At 70.6% G+C, this 18999-nt stretch carries 18 protein-coding genes; 10 read left to right on the top strand and 8 right to left on the bottom strand.

The genetic code is table 11. The features are described 5' to 3' along the window. The first annotated feature begins 83 nt into the window (after positions 1-83). Positions 84-2144: a DUF6461 domain-containing protein gene (locus AB0389_RS22220; RefSeq protein ID WP_366397183.1), complete on the top strand. Its 2061-nt coding sequence runs from the start codon at positions 84-86 to the stop codon at positions 2142-2144. A 74-nt stretch (positions 2145-2218) separates the two neighbouring features. On the opposite strand, the gene AB0389_RS22215 is transcribed toward AB0389_RS22220, so the two are convergent. Further along, on the bottom strand, positions 2219-2731 hold the full coding sequence (locus tag AB0389_RS22215; RefSeq protein ID WP_366397182.1) for an ATP-binding protein: 513 nt from the start codon (positions 2729-2731) through the stop codon (positions 2219-2221). Between the two features lie 177 nt (positions 2732-2908). Here AB0389_RS22215 and AB0389_RS22210 point away from each other — a divergent pair, with 177 nt between their 5' ends. The 3 genes from AB0389_RS22210 to AB0389_RS22200 are packed head-to-tail and all read left to right on the top strand — an operon-like array spanning position 2909 to position 5081. Continuing rightward, on the top strand, positions 2909-3751 hold the full coding sequence (locus AB0389_RS22210; protein WP_366397181.1) for a helix-turn-helix transcriptional regulator: 843 nt from the start codon (positions 2909-2911) through the stop codon (positions 3749-3751). Then, positions 3748-3954 (top strand): DUF397 domain-containing protein, encoded by a 207-nt coding sequence (locus AB0389_RS22205; protein WP_366397180.1) that lies wholly within the window; start codon positions 3748-3750, stop codon positions 3952-3954. Before AB0389_RS22210 ends, AB0389_RS22205 begins: the two co-directional genes overlap by 4 nt. Then, positions 3951-5081: a hypothetical protein gene (locus AB0389_RS22200; RefSeq protein ID WP_366397179.1), complete on the top strand. Its 1131-nt coding sequence runs from the start codon at positions 3951-3953 to the stop codon at positions 5079-5081. Before AB0389_RS22205 ends, AB0389_RS22200 begins: the two co-directional genes overlap by 4 nt. Before the next feature lie 1178 nt (positions 5082-6259). Here AB0389_RS22200 and AB0389_RS22195 read toward each other — a convergent pair. From AB0389_RS22195 to AB0389_RS22185, 3 genes are read right to left on the bottom strand one after another with little or no spacing between them, the layout of a single operon-like run. Beyond that, the gene (locus tag AB0389_RS22195) at positions 6260-7099 is read right to left on the bottom strand and encodes a helix-turn-helix transcriptional regulator (RefSeq protein ID WP_366397178.1); all 840 of its coding nucleotides are present in this window, start codon (positions 7097-7099) and stop codon (positions 6260-6262) included. Positions 7100-7106: 7 nt separating this feature from the next. Then, positions 7107-7631 (bottom strand): DUF6879 family protein, encoded by a 525-nt coding sequence (locus AB0389_RS22190; RefSeq protein WP_366397177.1) that lies wholly within the window; start codon positions 7629-7631, stop codon positions 7107-7109. Continuing rightward, positions 7576-8010 (bottom strand): hypothetical protein, encoded by a 435-nt coding sequence (locus AB0389_RS22185; protein ID WP_366397176.1) that lies wholly within the window; start codon positions 8008-8010, stop codon positions 7576-7578. The genes AB0389_RS22190 and AB0389_RS22185 overlap by 56 nt, the downstream gene beginning before the upstream one ends. 141 nt (positions 8011-8151) lie before the next feature. Here AB0389_RS22185 and AB0389_RS22180 point away from each other — a divergent pair, with 141 nt between their 5' ends. The 6 genes from AB0389_RS22180 (at position 8152) to AB0389_RS22155 (ending at position 14097) form a co-directional block, all read left to right on the top strand. After that, positions 8152-8685 (top strand): CYTH domain-containing protein, encoded by a 534-nt coding sequence (locus AB0389_RS22180; protein ID WP_366397175.1) that lies wholly within the window; start codon positions 8152-8154, stop codon positions 8683-8685. Positions 8686-8722: 37 nt separating this feature from the next. Beyond that, a complete protein-coding gene (locus tag AB0389_RS22175; protein ID WP_366397174.1) occupies positions 8723-9832 on the top strand; it encodes a radical SAM protein in 1110 nt (369 codons plus the stop codon). A gap of 24 nt (positions 9833-9856) precedes the next feature. Further along, entirely contained in the window at positions 9857-10303 is a 447-nt protein-coding gene (locus AB0389_RS22170) for a DUF2809 domain-containing protein (protein ID WP_366397173.1), read from the top strand. Positions 10304-10466: 163 nt separating this feature from the next. Continuing rightward, on the top strand, positions 10467-11462 hold the full coding sequence (locus AB0389_RS22165) for a helix-turn-helix domain-containing protein (protein ID WP_366397172.1): 996 nt from the start codon (positions 10467-10469) through the stop codon (positions 11460-11462). A 15-nt stretch (positions 11463-11477) separates the two neighbouring features. Continuing rightward, a complete protein-coding gene (locus AB0389_RS22160) occupies positions 11478-11732 on the top strand; it encodes a hypothetical protein (protein WP_366397171.1) in 255 nt (84 codons plus the stop codon). A 94-nt stretch (positions 11733-11826) separates the two neighbouring features. Continuing rightward, entirely contained in the window at positions 11827-14097 is a 2271-nt protein-coding gene (locus tag AB0389_RS22155; RefSeq protein WP_366397170.1) for a transglycosylase domain-containing protein, read from the top strand. On the opposite strand, the gene def is transcribed toward AB0389_RS22155, so the two are convergent. The 4 genes from def to AB0389_RS22135 form a co-directional block, all read right to left on the bottom strand. Beyond that, entirely contained in the window at positions 14073-14729 is a 657-nt protein-coding gene (gene def, locus AB0389_RS22150; protein ID WP_366397169.1) for a peptide deformylase, read from the bottom strand. The two genes, AB0389_RS22155 and def, sit on opposite strands and share 25 nt — an antisense overlap. A 217-nt stretch (positions 14730-14946) precedes the next feature. Continuing rightward, positions 14947-15972 (bottom strand): hypothetical protein, encoded by a 1026-nt coding sequence (locus tag AB0389_RS22145; protein WP_366397168.1) that lies wholly within the window; start codon positions 15970-15972, stop codon positions 14947-14949. Positions 15973-16068: 96 nt separating this feature from the next. Continuing rightward, a complete protein-coding gene (locus AB0389_RS22140; protein WP_366397167.1) occupies positions 16069-17376 on the bottom strand; it encodes an HD domain-containing protein in 1308 nt (435 codons plus the stop codon). Further along, a complete protein-coding gene (locus tag AB0389_RS22135) occupies positions 17373-18890 on the bottom strand; it encodes an HD-GYP domain-containing protein (RefSeq protein ID WP_366397166.1) in 1518 nt (505 codons plus the stop codon). The genes AB0389_RS22140 and AB0389_RS22135 overlap by 4 nt, the downstream gene beginning before the upstream one ends. Positions 18891-18999 lie beyond the last annotated feature (109 nt).

The raw sequence follows: 18999 nt of genomic DNA, 5'->3' as shown, positions 1-18999 counted from the left end.
GTCAGTGGTCGGTGGCAGGATCGGTGGCGTCGAAGGTTCGCCCGGCATTGACCTGGCGATTCGCCTGGCGAGGGAGTGCCACCATGCGGGAGTTGAACCAGTTCGAGCGTCTTCGGGAGGACGATCCGCTGCGGTCGCCGTCCGGGCGGTTCGTGCTGCACTACGACACGGACGGTGCCGCGGTTCTCACGGACACGAGAACGGGTGGGACCACCTGGCGGGCGGGCGAGGAGGGGCGACCCGTGGCCGGGGACCTGCTGCTCGGGAACGGGTACGAGATACAGGTCGAGAGAGTGGACGGGGACCGCGAGACGATCTGGCGGTCGGGGATCGCCGCGAGCGGGGCACAGGAACTGATCCTCACGGACGCGGGTGACTTGGAGCTGCTCGACAGAGCGCGCGTCCGGTTGTTCAACTCCCGCACCGGCCCCGTGGAAGCGCGGGCGACGCACGGCTCCGCGCCCGCGGCCGACATCACCGCCGACCGCTTCCTGCTGCGTGAGGACGGAAAGCTGCGCCGGACCGTCGCCCGCGAGCAGGACGGCTCGCTGCGGGTCTGCGAGCACTCCAGGAACGGCGGGATGAGCTACACCCTGTCCGGGCCGCTGGTCCACTGGCTGGAGCAGAACGAGACCGTACTCACCTGGCGGTTACTGCCGGAAGGCGGTAAGTCGAGGTGCTGGACGCTCTGTCTGACGGATTCCGAGGGCTCGGTGCTCTGGTCCGAGCGCAGGCTCACCCTCGAAACCACGCTGCCTCCGGCGGAGCCACACGCGTACGGCGGTCCGGAACTCGGCGCCGGCGGGCGGCTGCGCCACCAGTCGCTGACCTCCCCCTCCGGGACCCACACACTCGTCCACCAGGAGGACGGCGACCTGGTGCTCCACTGCAATCCGGCGCACCGCGCGGTGTGGTCCACCGGCACCGGGTGGTCCGGTGGCGGCTGGGCCGAGCTGACGGTCGACGGCGACCTGGCGGTGCGCAATCCGTACGGCGCCACGGTGTGGCGTTCCGGAACGGCGGGTTCGGGCGGGCGGCGGCTCGTGGTCGGTGACGACGGCCGCGTGTCGCTGCGGGACACCGGCGGCGTGGAGGTCTGGGCGGTGGACGCGCACACGTCCTGCGCCGGGCCCGGCACGAACACCGGGCCCGGCATGAACACCGGGCCCGGCATGAACACCGCGCGCGGCACGACCGCGCGCGGCTCGGTGCTGCGCCGGGGGCAGACGCTCCAGCGCCAGTCACTCACCTCCGCCGACGGGAGCACGGTGCTGGTCCACCGGGAGGACCGACGGCTGGTGCTCCACGCCGCCGACGGAGACTGGATCTGGAACGCGTGCGGGTGGGACGCGGAGCGGTCGGCACTGGTGCTGGACGAGGACGGCATGCTGCGAGTCCGGGCCGAAGACGGCGGTGTGGAAAAGGAGCTGGGCGGTCCGGCCGACGAGCTGCGGGTGCTGGCGGGCGAGGTCCAACTGCGCCGCGCGGACGGGACCGTGGTGTGGCGCAACGGTGCGGAGGTGGCCGAACCCGAGCCGGGGACACCGCCTTCCGAAGGATCCCACGACACCGACAACACCGACGACGATGACGCCGACGACTTCGAATCCTGGATGGACGAGCTGACGGGCGGCCAGGCGTACTGCGCCACCGTCATCCACCACACGACACCCGACGAAGCACTACGCCGACTGGGCGCCGAGCCCGACCGCATCACAACCGGCACCTGGGACGACCTGCGGACGCAGGGCGAGATCGAAGGGGTCGACATCGACGACCTCGTCGTCGCCGCGTTCGCGCTCGGCCCGCACACGCTGCTCGTGGAGGACAACGGGTGGACAGGGGTCAGCAGTCCGCAGCTGTCCCGGGGCACGTTCGCCGTGTCCTGCTACATGAGCGTCAACGCGGACGCGAGCTTCGTGGTGTCGCGCGACGGTGAGGTGATCGCCGACCACTCCGACAACGGCAGCGCGGAACCGACCACGCCCGAGGTCCAGGCGGCGCTGGACGCGATGGGCGCAGACGACCCGTTGAACGCCGCCTTCGAGTACGACCTGGAGCTGCTGTGCCGCACAGCCGGCGTGCGACCGACGGTGGCGGACGTCACCGGCGTCGCGCGGTGGGCGATCATACCGGGGCCGTGACGGGACCGTAACGGATCCGTGGGAGCTACCGGATGGCGGTGCGGAAGGGATGGGGGGCGCCTCCGCACCCGGCGTCACAGGTCCCCCCGGCACTCCACCTCCGCCCAGACCACCTTGGTGTACGGGTCGCGCACGGCCCACCCCCACCGGTCGGCGTAGGCGGCGACGAGCAGCAGCCCACGCCCGCTGGTCGAGAACGCCGGCGGCCGGGGCGAGATCCCGGGCGCCTTGGGCAGCCGGTCGGGCCGGGTGTCGACGACCTCGACCCGTACCAGCTCCGCCGCGAGCGTCATCCGCAACTCGAAGTCGCGCCCGGGGGTACGCCCATGGGTCGCGGCGTTGGCGACCAGCTCGGCGACGACCGCCGCGATCACGGCGGAGTCGGACGTCGAACGGGGAATCCCCCACTCGTCGAGCTGCTGCGTGGCGAGCAACCGGGCGAGACGGGCGCCGCGATGGCTGGAACTGAGCCTGATCCGGGAGGGCGGGTACAGGGGGACGAGGGGTGGCGGGGAGACCAGCTCGGCGGGGAGGGCGGGGCCGGTGGAGACGGCGGAGACGGCGGCGGGGGGAGTTTCCGACTTCATAGGGTGACGGTCCCGTTGCACGGCTAGCCTCACCAGGGAGGATGGCCGTACCAGGTGGCCGTGTACGGGGCGGGGCGGTTTTTGTACGGGTCGCGAGCCGTAACGGTCCCGGCGAGCCGGGCGTTGCAGCACAAAAGGCAATGCCTGCATCGGCACACACATTGGGGTGTGAGACGTATGGGAACCAGCCAACAGAAGCGAGTACGTTCACAGAACGACGACAGGCCGGCCATCTGGGTGGGTTACGGAAAGCTCGTGAAGCTCTTCCGGAATCGGGCCGGGCTGACACAGGAGGGGCTTGCAGAGGCGGTGGGCTACTCAGTCGAACTGGTCGCGTCGATCGAGCAGGGCCGCAGGCCCGCGAAGGCCGCGTTCACGGAGAAAGCCGAGGTGACACTGGACGCGCAGGGAACGTTGAACGCGCTGCAAGATGATGTGGATCTCGCAAAACTCCCTTTGTTCTTCCAGGACTTCGCCCTCATCGAGACAGAGGCCATCAGTCGCACGTGCTACGAGCCCCTACTGATCCCGGGTCTGCTCCAGACCGAGGGGTACGCGAGGGCTCTGTTCTCGGCACACACTCCTCCACTCAGCGAGGAGATGATCGAGCAGAACCTCGAAGCCCGGATCAACCGGCAGAAGCTGCTGACGAGAACGCCTATGGTGGACACCTGTTTCATCATCGGAGAGTCGGCCCTGACGAGCATGGCAGGCAGCAGTAGCAGCATCATGAAGAGCCAGCTTCTGCACCTGTTGAAGCAGGGGTCGATGCGCAACGTGGAGATCCAGGTAATGCCATCGGAACGAGGATTCCATCTCGGTCTAAATGGGCCCATGGTCCTGATGGAGACCTTGGAGCACCGCCAGGTTGGCTACATCGAGTCCCAGGGGGTGGGTCTGGTGGTCACCGACGCCGCGCAGGTCAGTGGCTTCGCCCTCCGTTATGGCAAGCTGCGCGCGCAGGCCCTGAGCGCGCAGGCGTCGGCGCAATTGATCGAGCGTATGGCAGGAGAACTATGAAAACCGAAGACGCGGCGTCCCAGTTGTCCGGCCTGGCCTGGTCCAAGAGCAGCTACAGCGGTTCCGACGGCGGGGACTGCGTAGAAGTGGCCATGGCCACGACCACCATCCACATCCGCGACTCCAAGAGGAGCCACGGCCCCGCCCTCCAGGTCCCCACCCCCGCCTGGACGGACTTCATCGCCTTCGCCGGCAGGCCGTGACGCGAACGGTCCAGACCTCCTCCGGCCGCCGTACGCTCCGACGGGGCGCCGCGGCGGTCGGGGCCGTCGCGCTGCTCGCGCTCGGTGCCGGTCCCGCAACCGCCGCTGACCCCATTCCGGAAGTCGCCCTCGGCAGGCTCGACCTGATCAAGGGGATCAAGCCCGGCAGCAGCTTCGAGGTGCCGGTCACACTGACCAACACGGGCATCGAGGCACTGGACAAGATCTATCTGTCGTACAGCGTGACGCGCGGGCTGAGCCACACCGAGCTTCCCTCCAACTGCTCCCTCTACGCTGTCCCTTCACACGACGAGGAGCCCGGCAAGTCGGACGCGGTCTGCGCGTTCGACCAGCCCCTCAAGCCCGGTGCCGTCTACGCGCCGGAAAGGCCGCTGACGCTCAAAGCCACCGACCACGCCCTGTACGACCGGCTCCGGGTGGTCGTGAGGACCGACTTCATGGGTTCCGACGAGAACGCCTCGGCGCCGGTGCGCGGAACCGGCGCCGCCGTCAAGCTGGTCGAGCGGCCCGACGACATCCCGGCGACCGGCGGGCGCGGTGGCTGGGATGCTGCCGACACCACGGTGACGGCGGACAACACCGCCGACTTCCAGGTCTCCGGCGCGGAGATGAAGGGGGCCGTGGGGGACACGGTCGATCTGAAGGTCACCTTCACCAACACCGGGCCGGGTTGGGTGCTGAGGGACCTCGGTACATCCGCCACCGACCTGCTGATCGACCTGCCACCGGGTACGACGGTCACCAAGGCCAACGGGTACTGCGCCAAGAAGGCGGCGGGCAGCTACACGTGTGGCACAAGCCAGTCGTGGGTGGACGAGGGCGGCAGCGAGACGTACACGTTCAAGGTACGGATGGACAAGAAGGTGGACGGCGCCAAGGGCTCAGCAGCACTCGCCGGCGCCGCCCGCCCCTTCGACAAGGCCCCGTCCAACGACAAGGCCACCATCACGCTCACCGTGACGGGCGACGACTCCGGACCGGGATCAGCCCTACCCCGCGCGAGCACGGTGGCCGTGGCGGTCGCGGTAGTCGTGGTGGCCGGACTCGCCGTCGGTACGGTGCTGCTGACCTGGCGTCGCCGGCTGCGGGTCAGTACCAAGAGGTAGACAGGGGTGGGCCGGTGGCGGAGGTCGTGGACGTGGGGCCGCCCCTCCAGCTGTGAGTTTCGCGCCTCCAGGACAGGAGTAAAGGGCGCTCCTACGTCGCGTCGGCTGCGCCGATTACGCTTCGCTACACCCTTGACACCTGCCCTTCCGGCGCAAGTGCGGCTTTTCGGGAGGGGCGGCCGGGGGGTGAGGGGGCCCGAGAGGTCTGCTGTTCTGCCACTCGGCTCAGGGTCCGGCGGGCGGGCGGGCCCTGCGGGGCTGCGCGGCAGTGGCATGGGGCTGCTGGGCTTGTCTCGGCGGCTGACGGCCGCCGGTTGGCCGGCACTCATGCCCCGCTGGTCACTGTTGCGTTGTGGTGCCCGGGAGCTGGGCGGGAGTTGCTGTCCGGTCGGGGTCCCCGGGCCGGCGCGGGGTTTCCGGGCGGTGCCCGAGAGCAGGAGTGCGACGTTAGAGCCACTTCCGGCACGTCAGACGGCTACAACGTCACAGTCCTCGGGATCAAGCACCCCACCCCCGCCAATATGCCCCATATGGGATGGTATGACGGGCACATTGGGAGCCCCTCCGGACGACACATGTGTCCTCAGGTGCGTTAGACGCCCTTCTGGAGGCAAAGACCGCCTCCGGAAGCCCACTTACCGCCGCACATGCCCCATCAACCCCTCCCCCACCCGGAGCGACCGGCGGGGCATGAGTCGCAACCAACAACGGACTGTCAGCCGCCGAGCCGGTGTCGGACCGCCCCTCTCCTCTGCCGCGCAGCCCCGCAGGGCCCACCGGCCCGCCGGACCCCGAACCGAGCGGCAGAACAACCGGCCCCCGGGGCAACCCCCTCCCACCCGGCCGCCCCTCCCGATAAGCCGCACTTGCGACTCCGGGACAGGTGTCAAGGGTGCAGCGAAGCGCAATCGGCGCAGCCGACGCGACGCAGGAGCGCCCTTTACACCTGTCCCGGAGACGCGACACTCACACCAGGAGGGGCGGCCCCACGTCCACGACCCCCGCCACCGGCCCACCCCTGTCTACCTCTTGGTACTGACCCGCAGCCGGCGACGCCAGGTCAGCAGCACCGTACCGACGGCGAGTCCGGCCACCACGACCACCGTGCCCGCCCCCGCGCACACGCACACGCATCCAGAGCGATCCGTCGGCATCAAATCCACGGCCGGAGCAGGGCTCTATCCCAGTGCGTCGAGAGCCGACCCGATCAGTCCCCTGGCAGGTCGGCCATAAACGGCAGATGCTTTCAGCAGGTCGAACGCCTTGGCATAAAGGGCGATCTCACGCGGCTGAGAGACGGAAAGCTCTGCCGAGTACGTCTCCACGAGTACCAGCTTGCTGTCGAACATCGAAAAGGAGTTTCCGGGCCAGATCCGCATCTCCGCCTGCTTCGGTACGATCCCCAGGCTCAATCGGGGCAGCGTCATTACGGCCAGGAGTCGGTCCAGTTGGCCTCTCATCACGTCCGGGCCGCCGACATTGGTGTAGAGAGCCTGCTCCGCAAGAACGACATGGAACATGCGGTCACCCCGGTACAGATACTGCTGGCGCTCCAGCCTCTTCGCGACGGCCGATTCGGTATCGTCGGGGATCTCGTAGTAGTCGATGACCTGCTTGAACGTTTCGGCCGCGTACTCGGCGGTCTGGAGCGTTCCCCAGATCACCGTGGGGTGCCAGATACGAAAGACCTTTGTCTTCGCGTATACCGGAAGCGCCCGTTCTTGCCTTGGGGCAGCGCCGTTCGACAGCTGACGTCGCCACTCCAGCCACAGTTCTTCTATATGCCGGACGGTGGCAATCAGATCTTCGATCTGGTCCGGGGCATTGGCCTTACGGCACCAGAGACGGATGTCCTCTTCGCTGGCGTTCTGTCTGCCGTTCTCGATCCGGGAGACTTTTGACTCCTGCCACTTCGTGGCAGCGGCGAATGCCCGGCCGCTCGCGAATCCGCCGTCTTTGCGGAGTGTGCGCAGCCGGGCTCCCAGCGCCTCGCGGAGTTCCTTCGCTTCGTTGCTCACTGACGCGTCAGAACCTGTACTCCACGTGCGGAATCGAGATGTCCCAGAGTTGATCGCGTACGCGGATGCACTCGGCCACGGTCTCGGGATCCTCCAGCAACTCGGACCCGAGTACCCGGCCCTCGTGGTCGAAGTGACCGACGGCCAACAGGCGGTCGTCGAAGAGCCACCAGTCGTTGCCGGTCACGGGGAAGCGCGTGTCTTCGGGCAGTTGGTGCCGGGGAACCCAGCGGATGTCCTCGCCGGCCTCAAGGTTCAGCCGGGTGAGCGAGTGCTCCCACCTGACGTACGGGGAGTGCGGCTCGGATACGACTCGGACCCGTCGCACCGACTTACCCGATCCGATGGCCCGCCTCATGCGCCCCATCCAGGGATCGAGCCAGCCGAAGTCGTCCGGCTCTCCTCGCTGCCACCGGGCATAAGGAGTGTCCTCCACCGGAGACCCGTAGTCGTCCCGTAGCTCCAGATGGAACGCGTCATGGGTGAAGCTGTCGAACAGTTCGTCGCGCTGGGCGCTGGTGATCAGATTCACCGTTCTCCTCAAGCAGGGCAATGACCGAGGACCGTGGGACCTCGACGCAGGTCTCGTAGTCGGGCATGCGCATGTGCCCCAGCGCCTCGGCGTCGCACATCCGCGGCCCCTGGACAAGGCACGTTCCCTCTTCGGTGACGAGCATGATCGGGGCCGCCAGTTTCCTGATCACGCCGGACGGCACCCCGTCCTTCACGAGATGTTCGAACAGCTCGATCGGCACCTCGACGACAGTGTGACCATCGGGCACGTCGAGTTGTGCGAGGAGATCACGCGCGTACACCCTCCAGCCCTGGATCACGTAACTGTCCTGGTCGCTGACGTACAGGGTGGGGCTGTCTCCAGGAGTGGAGTTCTTGCCGAGGAACCGTAGCTTCATTGCCACTCTCCCGTTCACCGACTTGCTCATCATTGTGCGGTGAACCGATCGTCGGGCAGGCATCTACCCCTGTCAACGCATGTGCCGCAAACTCACGCAATCTGCTTGCCGGTTGACCGAATCGTTCCCTACGGTCACGGCATGTCAGTTGTCGAGTACGAAGCGAAGTTCCTGAACGTCGATCCCCTCGCGATGGCGGCCCGGATCGCGGACGCGGGTGGCCGTCACATGGCGGACCGGCTCATGCGCCGGTACGTCTACGACACCCGGCCCCCCGCTCACGGACGGTGGATCCGGCTTCGGGACACCGGTGACGAAGTGACGCTGTGCGTCAAGGAGATCACCTCCGACACCGTCGACGGGACCCGTGAGACCGAGACGACGGTGGGTGACTTCGGCACCGCGCACGCGCTGTTGGGCCGGATGGGCATCTCGCCCAAGTCCTACCAGGAGAACCGGCGGAGCTCCTGGCTCCTGGGCGGCGTACGGCTGGAGATCGATTCCTGGCCGCTCATTCCGCCGTACCTGGAGATCGAGGCCGACAGCGCGGCGGAGGTCTGGGCGTCCGCGAAGCGGCTGGACGTTCCGCTGGACGATCTGACCAGCGAGAACACCACCAAAGTGTTCGCCCGCTACGGCATCGATCTGGAGTCGATCGCCGACCTGCGGTTCTGAGCGGTATCCCGTCCTGGTCCGATCAGGAGGTGACACGATGACGTACGACGCACACCGGATTCCTGTGACGGTGGTGCCCGATCGCACCCTCCGCGTCAAGGTCATTGACGCGTGCGGGCTGGCCTGTACCTTCTGCCACAACGAGGGCACCCCCGTGGCGGCGGACAACCTTGGGCGCACGGCCGCGGAATTCACCGGCGGCCCCGGCCGCACCGGCCGGGTCTCCCTCTACTTGCGCACCAACCGCGCCGCCTTCCTGCCCCGGCGAATCGAGGCGGACGCCGATTTCGCCCTCGCCCTGGCAGCCGTACGCGGGAGTCTGCCCACCGATGAAGTCCACTTCACCGGAGGTGAGCCCACTCTGCACCCCGGTCTCCCCGCTCTGATCGACATCGCTCACCGTCTCGGCCTCACCGTCGGGGTCACGTCCAACGGGGAGAACGGAGCGGCGATTCTGCCGGAGTGCGCGGCGGCGGGACTGGACCGGATCAATCTGAGCGTCTTCGGCACGACTCCGGAAGAGCTGGCCGCGGTCCAAGCTCCCCGCCTCGCCTCACCCGATCGGGCGGCACGGAAGCTCGCCGCGCTCGGCGCCACCATCGAAGCCGCTTCGCGGCACGGGGTGAGAGTCGCCGCGAACATCGTGGTCCCCGATGTCGCCCATGTGGAGCGCGTGCTGCGCGTCATCGAGGAGCACGGACAGCGGGTCGTCGTGCGCATGCTGGTCTCGCTGGCGGACAACGGTGCGTCGCTGGCCGCCATGCGGCAGATCGTGGAGCACCTCGGCGCCGTCCCCGAACAGCGCGTCCTCACCGCGGGCACCTCCGACCAGCGCACCCGCTACCGTCTGCCCGACGGCCGCCCGCTGTACGCGAAGAGCATCCGTCCGGTGCGGCTGCCGGCCACCTGCGCCGGTTGCCGCTTCAACAACGACCAGGACTGCCAGGAGGGGTTCTACGGTGTGCGGCTCTACCGGGCCCAGGACGGCCCCTTCATGGTCGGTGTCTGCATTCAGCGCATGGACCTCTGCGTATCTCTCGGAGAGTTCGTGATGAGCCGGCTGTGCCGGGAGGTCGCGGACTTCCGTGATGACGAGGCGGCCCGCCTCACTGCCCTCCACGCCGCTCCCGCCGATGCGTCGCCGTAAGCCGACCGGTCTAAGCTGCCGCGCATGGGGCACCCCGCGCGTACGCGCGTCTTCGCTGCCGTCGCCGCTCTGCTGACCGTCGCCGCCGGGCTCGGGGTCAGGGCCGTTGGGGGCGGGGATGTCGCCAAGTTCGGTGGGGACGCGCTCTATACCGTGCTGGTGTACACGCTCGTCGTGCTCGCGCGCCCCCGGGTGCGGCCCGTTGTCGCCGCATCGGGGGCGCTCGCGTTCAGTTGGGCCGTCGAGCTGTTCCAGCTGACGGGGGTGCCGGCCGAGCTGGCCGGGCGCGGTGTGGTCGCCCGGCTGGTGCTCGGGTCGACGTTCAACGCGCCTGACCTGCTGTGGTACGCCGTAGGCGCGGGGCTGTGCTGGGCAGTACATACGTCGCTGCGGAGCGGGCGGGCGTCGCCGCCGGGCGCTGCGTCGGGCGCTCCGCCGCGCGCAGCTGGCGGTCGATCGCACGGTCCTTGAGGTGCCAGTACAGCGGCCCGGCGGCAAGTACCGCGAACAGGGCGAGGAGGGATAGAACGGTCGGAAAGGTGTTGGTGTCCATGGCTCTACTGTCGCGTTTCCGCGCCACGGAAAGCAGTGGCAGGACTGTCATCGACCCTCGAATTACTGCCACACTGACTCCATGCTGAGGAATGTGGCCGCAGTAGTGCTCGACCAAGTCCATCCATTCGAACTGGGCGTCGTCTGCGAGGTGTTCGCGCATGACCGGACCGAAGAGGGCGTGCCCCTGATCGATTTCGCCGTGGTCTCCGCCGAGGCGCCGGTGGTCCGCACCCACGCCGGGTTCACCATCGGCACGACGTACGGCCTCGACCGGCTGGAGGAGGCCGATCTGATCGCGGTGCCTTCGGGTGACGCGTACACGACCCGCGAGTTTCCCCCCGAGCTGCTGGCGGCGCTGCGCCGTGCCGTGGACCGTGGCGCGCGGGTGCTCAGCGTCTGTTCCGGGGTGTTCGCGCTCGGGGCCGCCGGGCTGCTGGACGGGCGGCGGTGCGCCGGGCACTGGCGGCACGCGGCCGAGCTGGCGCGCGCCTTTCCGCTGGCCGTCGTCGAGCCGGACATGCTCTACGTGGACGAGGATCCGGTGATCACCTCGGCGGGCACGGCGGCGGGGATCGACGCCTGCCTCCATCTCGTACGGAAGGAGTACGGCACCGAGGTCGCCAACGCGATCGCCCGCCGTATGGTCGTACCGCCCCACCGGGACGGCGGTCAGGCGCAGTTCATCCGGCACCCACTGCCCCGCAGCCGCTGCGACACGGTCGGGGACGTGCTCGGCTGGATGGAGCGGCACCTCGACCGCGAGATGACCGTCGACGAGCTGGCCGCACGGGCGCACATGTCGCCGCGTACGTTCGCCCGCCGCTTCCAGCAGGAGACCGGCACCACGCCGTACCGCTGGCTGCTGCGTCAACGGGTGCTGCTGGCGCAGGAGTTGCTGGAGGCGACGGACGAGACGGTCGACAGCGTCGCGAGCCGGGCCGGCTTCGGTACGGCGGCCGGGCTGCGCCACCACTTCCTGCGGACGCTCGGGACGACCCCGCACACCTACCGCCGTACGTTCCGGGGCCCGGCCCTCGCGGGGGTGCGGGAGGTGGACCCCTCGCACGTGGCGTGAGAGTGACGCGCCGTAGTGCCCGCCGGGTCCGCGTTCAAGCCGTTCGTCCTCGCCTCCGCGCCGCCGGACGAGCCCCGGCCGCTGCCCATGAGCGGGGTGGGCGGGGAGGACTCCGGGCGGGGCATCGTCTTCCCGCCCCGGATCCGGTTCGACTACCGGGCCACCGTGGCACCGTACGTGCCCACCACCCCGGGGTGGGACGAGCGGGGCCCGATCGGGAACGGGGTGCTCGTGCCGCCGGCCGCCGCCGCGCCCGTGCCGGTGGCCTGATTCCGTTTCCCCCGGGGCCTGTTCACGGGAGCATTGAACGCATACGCCCGCTATTACGTACCGCTCTCATGACTGAGGAGAGAGGTCCGCGCAGATGAATCCGCCCCACACGCGCAGCGCCACGCAGTCCGACGCGGACTGGCCCCACCCGGGCCGTCCGGACGGCATGGGCTTCGGGGGCGGGAGAGACGGCGGCGACGGACGGCGGCTCATCGACTTCCCCCGGGCCGGGCGGCAGGGATGGCGGCGCTGGGTGCCTTCCTGGCGGCTCTTCTCGGGGACCGTCCTGCTGTCGTTCGGCGGGCTGCTGGGCCTGGGCGCGCTCATCTACGTCAATATCGAGATCCCCGCCGAGCACGATGTCGCCCGCCGCCAGGCCACCGTCTACTACTGGGCCGACGGCAAGCGCATGGTCAGCGTCGGCGATGTGAACCGGCAGGAGGTCGCACTGGACCAGGTGCCCGTCGCCGTCCAGCGCGCCGTCGTGGCCACCGAGAACGCGGGCTTCTACTCGGACTCGGGCGTCTCGTACAAGGGCATCGCGCGCGCCGGGCTCAACATGCTCAAGGGCGAGGAGACCCAGGGCGGTTCGACCATCACGCAGCAGTTCGTGAAGAACGCCTATCTCAGCCAGGACCAGACGATCAGCAGGAAGGCCCGCGAGTTCTTCCTGTCGCTGAAGATCACCAACCAGCGCACCAAGCCGCAGATCCTGGAGGGGTACCTCAACACCAGCTGGTTCGGGCGGGATTCGTACGGTATCCAGGCCGCCGCGCAGGCGTACTACGGCATTTCGGCCAAGGATCTGAACGCCAGTCAGGCCGCGCTGCTCACCGGCCTGTTGAAGGGCGCCGACTCGCTCGACCCGTCCCTCAGCCCCGCCCACCACGAACGGGCCGAGCGCCGCTGGAAGTACATCCTGGACCGGCAGGTCGAGACGGGCGCCATGACCGCCGCCGAGCGCGCCACGTACACGGTGTTCCCCGAGCCCAAGCTGCCCGTCAAGCCCAACAGCCAGGCGGGCCAGATCGGTTACCTGGTCGACATCGCCAACAAGTACCTCAAGAACCGCTCCAGCCTCACGGACCAGGACCTCGCCGACGGCGGGCTGCGCATCTACACGACGTTCGAGAAGGACAAGGTGCTCGCGCTGGCCGGCGCGGTGGACCGGGTACGGCGCGAGAACCTGGCGCCCGAGACGCGCGAGAGCGACCGGAACGTGCAGGTGGGCGCCGCGTCGGTACGGGTGGAGGACGGCGCGGTGGTCGCGGTGTACGGCGGCGAGGACGCCGTCACGCACTTCACCAACAACGCCGACACCTCGGGGGTCCCCGCGGGCTCGGCGTTCAAGCCGTTCGTGTACGCCGCCGCGCTGGAGTTCGGCGGTCCCGGCTTCGTACCGGCGGACAGTTCGGGGGTGCCGTCCGAGCCGGGGCTCGGCGAGTCGCTGGTGCGGTCGCAGAACGAGGCGTTCATCGCGGCGGGCGAGAACGTCGGCCTCGACCGGGTCAAGAACATGGCGGTCGCGACCGGGCTGCGCGAGGACAGCATGGCCCAGCTGGACCCGTCGTTCCCCGTCGGCACCTCCACGCCCAGCGCCGTCCGGCTGGCGAGCGCGTACACGGCGTTCTCCGGCGACGGTACGGGGCACGAGCCGTACTCGGTGACGCGGGTGGAGCGCAACGGCACCGTGCTCAGCGGCTTCAGCCCGCCCCAGGCGCGGCGCGCGATGGACCCGGCGGTGGCGCAGGAGGTCGGTGTGGCGCTCCAGGAGCTCGGCGTGAGCACGCTCGGGCCCGCCACGCTCGGGCCGACGCGGGACCAGTGGTTCGGCGCCCCGGTCTGGGCGGGCGCGACCGGGGCGGACGACGGGATGAACTCGGCGTGGTTCATCGGCGCCACCAAGGTGCTGAGCACCTCGGTCACGATGTTCCGTACGTCGCCGGACACGTCGCAGCTGCTGGGGATGGACGGCGTGGGCGGCGCGGAGTCCGCGCGGGGCACGATATTCCCGCCGCAGATCTGGAGCGACTACCAGCTTGAGGTGGCGCCGGACTCCTTCGTGACGGTCCCGCTCACCCCGACGCTCCCGGTCACCCCCACGGAGCCCGAGGCCGAGGTCCCGGCGGACGACAACGCGGCGGGCGACGACCCGGCGGGCGACATCCAGGTGGAGGAGACCCCGGCCGGCGAGGACCCCGCCGGCAACGACACCTCGACCGAGGACCCGGCCGGCGACGATCCTGTCGACGACGGCCAGTTCGGGCCCGACCGCTTCGGACCCGACTTCGGCACACAGACGCTGGGCTCCCGGCCGCTGGGCTCCCGGCCGCTGCGCTCTCAGGCGTTGGGCACGACCTCGTAGCGCGGCGTGTTCTCCTCCATCTGCCGCAGCGCGTCCTTGCGGTCCCGCTTCGAGAGCCGGTCGATGTACAGGTAGCCGTACAGGTGGTCCGTCTCGTGCTGGAGGCAGCGCGCGAAGTAGCCGGTGCCCTTGACCCTGATGGGGTTCCCCCGAGCGTCCTGGCCGCGCACCACCGCGTAGTCGGGGCGCGCGAGCGCCGCGTACGCCGTCGGTACGGAGAGGCAGCCCTCGTTGGAGTCGTCGAGCACGCGCTCGGCCGGGGGCAGCTCCTCCAGCACCGGGTTGCAGACGACGCCGACGTGACGCACCCCGTCGTCGTCCGGGCAGTCGTAGATGAAGACCTTGCGGTCAACGCCGATCTGGTTGGCGGCCAGGCCCACGCCCTCGGCCGTGTGCTGGCTGGCGAACATGTCGTCGATCAGCGCGGCCAGTTCGTCCCCGAACTCCGTGACGTCCTGGCACTCCTTGTGGAGCACCGGGTTCCCGACGACCGTGATGGGGCGGGAAGTGCCGCGCTCGCGGTACGCCAGCTCGCGCGCCTCGGCGTCCTCCGTGTCCACGACGAACCCGTCACCCGGCTCCGCCACCGAGGTGCCACTGTCGATCCGCTGGTCCGTCTCCTGCTGCGCCATGTCCGCAGTACGCCTTCCTCGGTACCCGATGTGCTGCCTGCACGATCCGTACGATGTGCCCGTACAGCCTAAGGGCAGCTCTCGGGGGCGCACCGCACGTTCCGGTCAACCGGCCCGTCCGCCCGGACTCCCCGGAGGGGTTCAGAACCCCCTGAAGCGGTAAGACGGCAGCGCGGGCGTCAGCAGACCCCTTCAGCAGCGCCTTCAGCAGGCCCCTTCAGCAGACCTCTTCCAGATCGCGCCACTCCCGGGTGTCCGGGCTGTCCGCGACCCAACCGTCCAGCAGCCCGCGCACCAGCCCCGGCGGCGCCGCGATCCCGCACTCGCGCTCCGGCGCCCACTGCTCCCCTGCCGTCCGGTGCCCGAGCGGCCCCGGGTGGCCCGGTTCGCTGTGGTCGTGCGGGTCGAGGTGCTCGCCGTCGCCCTCGGCGGTGGGCATCCGGCTCTCCGAGCAGGCCCGGCAGAGCAGCCGTACGGACGAGGACCAGTCCTCGGCGGCGAAGCCCGCGTCGGCGGCCAGCCGCTCCAGGGCGTCCCGGTCCGCCTCGGTCGCCGCTTCCAGCAGCACGACCCAGGTGGGTACGGGCGAGGGCGCCCACAGCTCGATCTCGTCGAAGACGGGGTACGCGCGCGTGGTGCCGGCCGGTCCTGTGGCCGTCGTGCGCTCGCCGTTCGGTACGCCGTCGTGCAGGACGACCTCGCCCCAGCGCCGCCCTGAGGACGGCAGCGGGATGGACAGGACCTCGATCCTGGCCGGGTCGAGCCGGCGGCCCCACACCACCTCGGCCTCGCCCTCGGGCGAGAGCCGCACGGCCGCGCTGCCCAGCTCCATACCGTCGGGCTCGCCGTTGGCCTCGCCGGTGTGCGCGGTCTGTACGGCGCCGACCGGATTGCCCGGTACGCGCAGCCCGTACGCCTGCCAGGCACGGCGGGCCAGCGGCCAGTCCTGGAGCGCGGTGGCGGCGATCCCGACGTTCCACCAGTCGGGAGCGCCGGTGTCCTTGTCGAGCAGCGCGACGGCGCGCAGCCCGGCGGCGCGCGCCTGCTCCCAGTCGTGCCGGAACTTGTGCAGCAGCGCCAGATTGAACCAGGACTCGGCCAGCCACGGTTCCAGGTCCGCCGCGCGCGTCAGCAGCGCCCCCGCGTCCTCGTACCGGCCGTCACCGATCAGCGTGAACGCGCGGTCGGTGGCCTGCCGCCACGAGGCGGAGGGCCGATGCCGTACCTTCCCGAAGATCCTCACGATTCCCGCCTGCCGGTCGCTCGGGTCAGTGCCCCTGTACACCCTCTTCTTCGCATCCAACCATGCCCGGTCGGACGCCCGCTCATTACCCATCGGTTATCCCGTCCGGCCCGCTGCCCGGCTGCCCCGGGACAGGACGCGCGCGAGGGATTCGACCACCTCGGGCTGGTAGTCGTACGCCGTCCCGAGGCGCAGCCGTTCCAGTGCGCTGAGCGGTCCACTCGCACTGGCACATTCCCCGGCCAGGTCGTCGTACGCGTTGACGGCGCGGACGATCCTGGCGGACATCGGCTGTTCCCGGTACGGGTCGGCCTGCCGCTCCACGACGGTGGCGACGGCGGCCGGCACTCCGGTCTGCCGGACGACGGCGCCGCCGAGCAGGGCGATGCGCCGCTGTTCGGCCATGGGCAGCAGCGCGGTGGCGCCCTCGGGGACCGGGTCGACGAGGGACAGCTGGCCGATGTCGTGCATGAGGGCGGCGTACTCCAGAACGGTCAGTTCGGGTCCGGAGAGCCCCAGCTCACGCCCTACGGCGCAGCTCAGCTCCGCGACCCTGCGGGCGTGCCCGGGGCGGGTGTATCCGGCGATCTCGGTGGCGCGGGCGAGCGAGGCGATGGTCTGCCGGTAGGTCGTGCGCACGGCGGCGTACCGGCGGTAGGAGAGCTGGGTGAGCAGCAGGGGTACGCAGAAGACGGGCAGCGCCCAGAGTCCGGCGACGGCGACGCCGAGCGCGATGACGGCGCCGGTCGCGCAGACGGCGGAGCCGATGTGCGGCAGCGCGCGCAGTTCGTCGCGGAGCAGCGGCCCGAAGGGGTGGCGGGTGCGGGCGCGCACCAGCAGCGCGGCCAGGACGGCGTCGCAGAGCGCGGTGAGCGCCAGCAGGAGGACGAGCAGCAGTGCGTAGCCGGGGCCCGCGCCGAGCTGGTGGCGCAGCTCGCCCGCGTTGTAGAGGGGCTGGAAGCAGACGGCGGCGAAGCCGACGGTGAGGACGCGGCGGACCGGGTGGTCCAGGGCGAAGAGCCCCTCGCCCCTGGTCACCCGGGGGACGGCCCCGGCGAGTCCGGCGGCGAGGACGACCGCGACGGTCTGGAGGACGCCGTGGTGTGTGGCCTGCCCGGCGTTCTCGCCGAGGAGCGCGTACGCGAGCGCCCCGGCGGCGGCGAGCGGCGCGGGCTCCCGCTGGCCGGAGGGCGCGCCCCAGCGGGTCAGCTCCCCGACGGCGACGAGCACGCCGAAGGCGAGGGCGATCCGGGGTTCGGCGAGCCCGTCGCGGAGGACGGAGCCGAGCGCGGCGGCCGTCAGCGCGGCGGCCCCTCCGTACACGGCGAGGACGGTGCCGGGGAGGCGGTGGCGGTGGTCGTGGTCGCGGCCGGGGGTGGCGCCGACCGTGGTCGGGGCCGTCATCCCGTACCGCCGCCGCCGCCTGGCGGGGAGGGAAGGGCCGAAGGGAGGGCAGAAGGGACGTTTCCGCGCGCGGCGGAGGCGGGCTCGGGCACGGCCCCCGGAGGCGCGGCGGGAGCGGGCCTCCCGGAGGCCGGCGGCCCGGCGGGCGAGGGAACGCCCCCGGCGGCCCCGGCGGCTCCAGCGGACCCAGCCGCCCCGCCCGTCCCCTCCTCGTCCGCCGTGACCGCCGTCCGCCAGCCGTGCCGGTCCAGCGCCCGCACCAGCGCCCGCACCATCTCCGGGTCGAACTGTGTCCCCGCGCACCGCTCAAGCTCCGCCACCGCGGCGGGTACGGGCCGGCCGCGCCGGTACGAGCGGGTCGAGGTCATCGCGTCGAAGGCGTCGGCGACGGCCACCACCCGCGCGAACTCGGGGATGCGGTCCCCGGCGAGCCCGTAGGGGTAGCCGCTGCCGTCCAGCCGTTCGTGGTGGTGGAGGATCGCCGACCGCGCCTCCCCCAGGAAGCCGATGCCGCGCACCATCTCGTGCCCGTACTCCGGGTGCAGCTCGATCACCCGCCGCTCGTCGGGCGTCAGCGGTCCGTCCTTGCGCAGCACGCGCGTGGGGACGCCGAGTTTGCCGACGTCGTGCAGGATCCCGGCGAAGCGGAGCGTCTCGATCCGTTCCCGTTCCATGCCCATTTCCTCGGCGATCAGCACGGAGGCGTGGCCGACCCGCTCGCTGTGGCCCCGGGTGTAGGTGTCCTTGATGTCCACGGCCTGCACGAGCGCCCTGATGGTGGCCTGGTGGGCGGCGCGCTCGCGGTGGTACTGGGCGAAGACCCAGCAGGAGATGTACATGGGCAGCAGGACGAAGAGCGAGGGGAGCGGGCCGTACGGGGAGCGCCACAGGACGGCCATCATCAGCCCGGCCAGCCCGTGCGCGCCGTGCGGGGCGAGCGAGCGCGCCAGCAGCCCGCGCCAGGCGGTACGCACCGGCAGCCGCTCCGCGGTGGCGAGGATGCCGCCGTCGAGGGCGCAGAGCACCAGGCAGAAGGTGAGCGCGGCGGCGCCGGCGGGCAGCAGGACGTACGGGAAGTCCGGCGCCGTGAGGCCGTATCCCCCGCCGCCGAGCGCCACGGGGCCGCCGAAGAGCACCTGTGCCCGCGACGCCGCCCAGGTGGCGACGGCGAGCTGCGCCGCGCGCCAGATCCGCCGGGGTGTGCGCGGGGCGCGCTCGACCCGGCCGCAGAGCGCGCCGGGCACGGCCACCAGTGCGGCGGCGGCGGGCGGCAGCAGCAACGCGGCGGCGAGCAGGACGGGGAAGAACGACCCGGGGGTGACGGGCACGGATCCGTTGAGCGGCCCGCGCAGCAGCCGGCCGGTGGCGGGCATCTCGCAGAACGCGTACACCGCCGTCAGCAGCGCGACCGCCCCCCAGGGGGTGTCGGCGCGCAGCGCGGGGTGGATACAGGCGGCGGCGCAGAGCACGACGCACAGGATGTACGCGCCCGCCGCACCCGGTATGGCCCTCACGCGTCCTCGCCCCTCCCCGTCTGCATCGCCCGCCCCGAACAGAGGGTCAGGCTAGCGAGTTGGGGGGCGACGATCGGAAGAATGCCGTTGATTAGCACCTTCGAGTGAC

This window comes from Streptomyces sp. NPDC093109 (assembly GCF_040701725.1).
In the GTDB taxonomy this organism is placed as follows: Bacteria; Actinomycetota; Actinomycetes; order Streptomycetales; family Streptomycetaceae; genus Streptomyces.
This window is presented reverse-complemented; position numbering and strand designations above follow the sequence as displayed.

What these genes read in the sequence shown, in the direction of transcription:
- AB0389_RS22170 (WP_366397173.1), top strand. Translation starts at nt 9,857, where the DNA reads ATGGGGCACCCCGCGCGTACGCGCGTCTTCGCTGCCGTCGCCGCTCTG.
- AB0389_RS22180 (WP_366397175.1), top strand. Translation starts at nt 8,152, where the DNA reads ATGTCAGTTGTCGAGTACGAAGCGAAGTTCCTGAACGTCGATCCCCTC.
- AB0389_RS22140 (WP_366397167.1), bottom strand. Translation starts at nt 17,376, where the DNA reads ATGACGGCCCCGACCACGGTCGGCGCCACCCCCGGCCGCGACCACGAC.
- AB0389_RS22155 (WP_366397170.1), top strand. Translation starts at nt 11,827, where the DNA reads ATGAATCCGCCCCACACGCGCAGCGCCACGCAGTCCGACGCGGACTGG.
- AB0389_RS22220 (WP_366397183.1), top strand. Translation starts at nt 84, where the DNA reads ATGCGGGAGTTGAACCAGTTCGAGCGTCTTCGGGAGGACGATCCGCTG.
- AB0389_RS22210 (WP_366397181.1), top strand. Translation starts at nt 2,909, where the DNA reads ATGGGAACCAGCCAACAGAAGCGAGTACGTTCACAGAACGACGACAGG.
- AB0389_RS22205 (WP_366397180.1), top strand. Translation starts at nt 3,748, where the DNA reads ATGAAAACCGAAGACGCGGCGTCCCAGTTGTCCGGCCTGGCCTGGTCC.
- AB0389_RS22185 (WP_366397176.1), bottom strand. Translation starts at nt 8,010, where the DNA reads ATGAAGCTACGGTTCCTCGGCAAGAACTCCACTCCTGGAGACAGCCCC.
- AB0389_RS22215 (WP_366397182.1), bottom strand. Translation starts at nt 2,731, where the DNA reads ATGAAGTCGGAAACTCCCCCCGCCGCCGTCTCCGCCGTCTCCACCGGC.
- AB0389_RS22175 (WP_366397174.1), top strand. Translation starts at nt 8,723, where the DNA reads ATGACGTACGACGCACACCGGATTCCTGTGACGGTGGTGCCCGATCGC.
- AB0389_RS22165 (WP_366397172.1), top strand. Translation starts at nt 10,467, where the DNA reads ATGCTGAGGAATGTGGCCGCAGTAGTGCTCGACCAAGTCCATCCATTC.
- def (WP_366397169.1), bottom strand. Translation starts at nt 14,729, where the DNA reads ATGGCGCAGCAGGAGACGGACCAGCGGATCGACAGTGGCACCTCGGTG.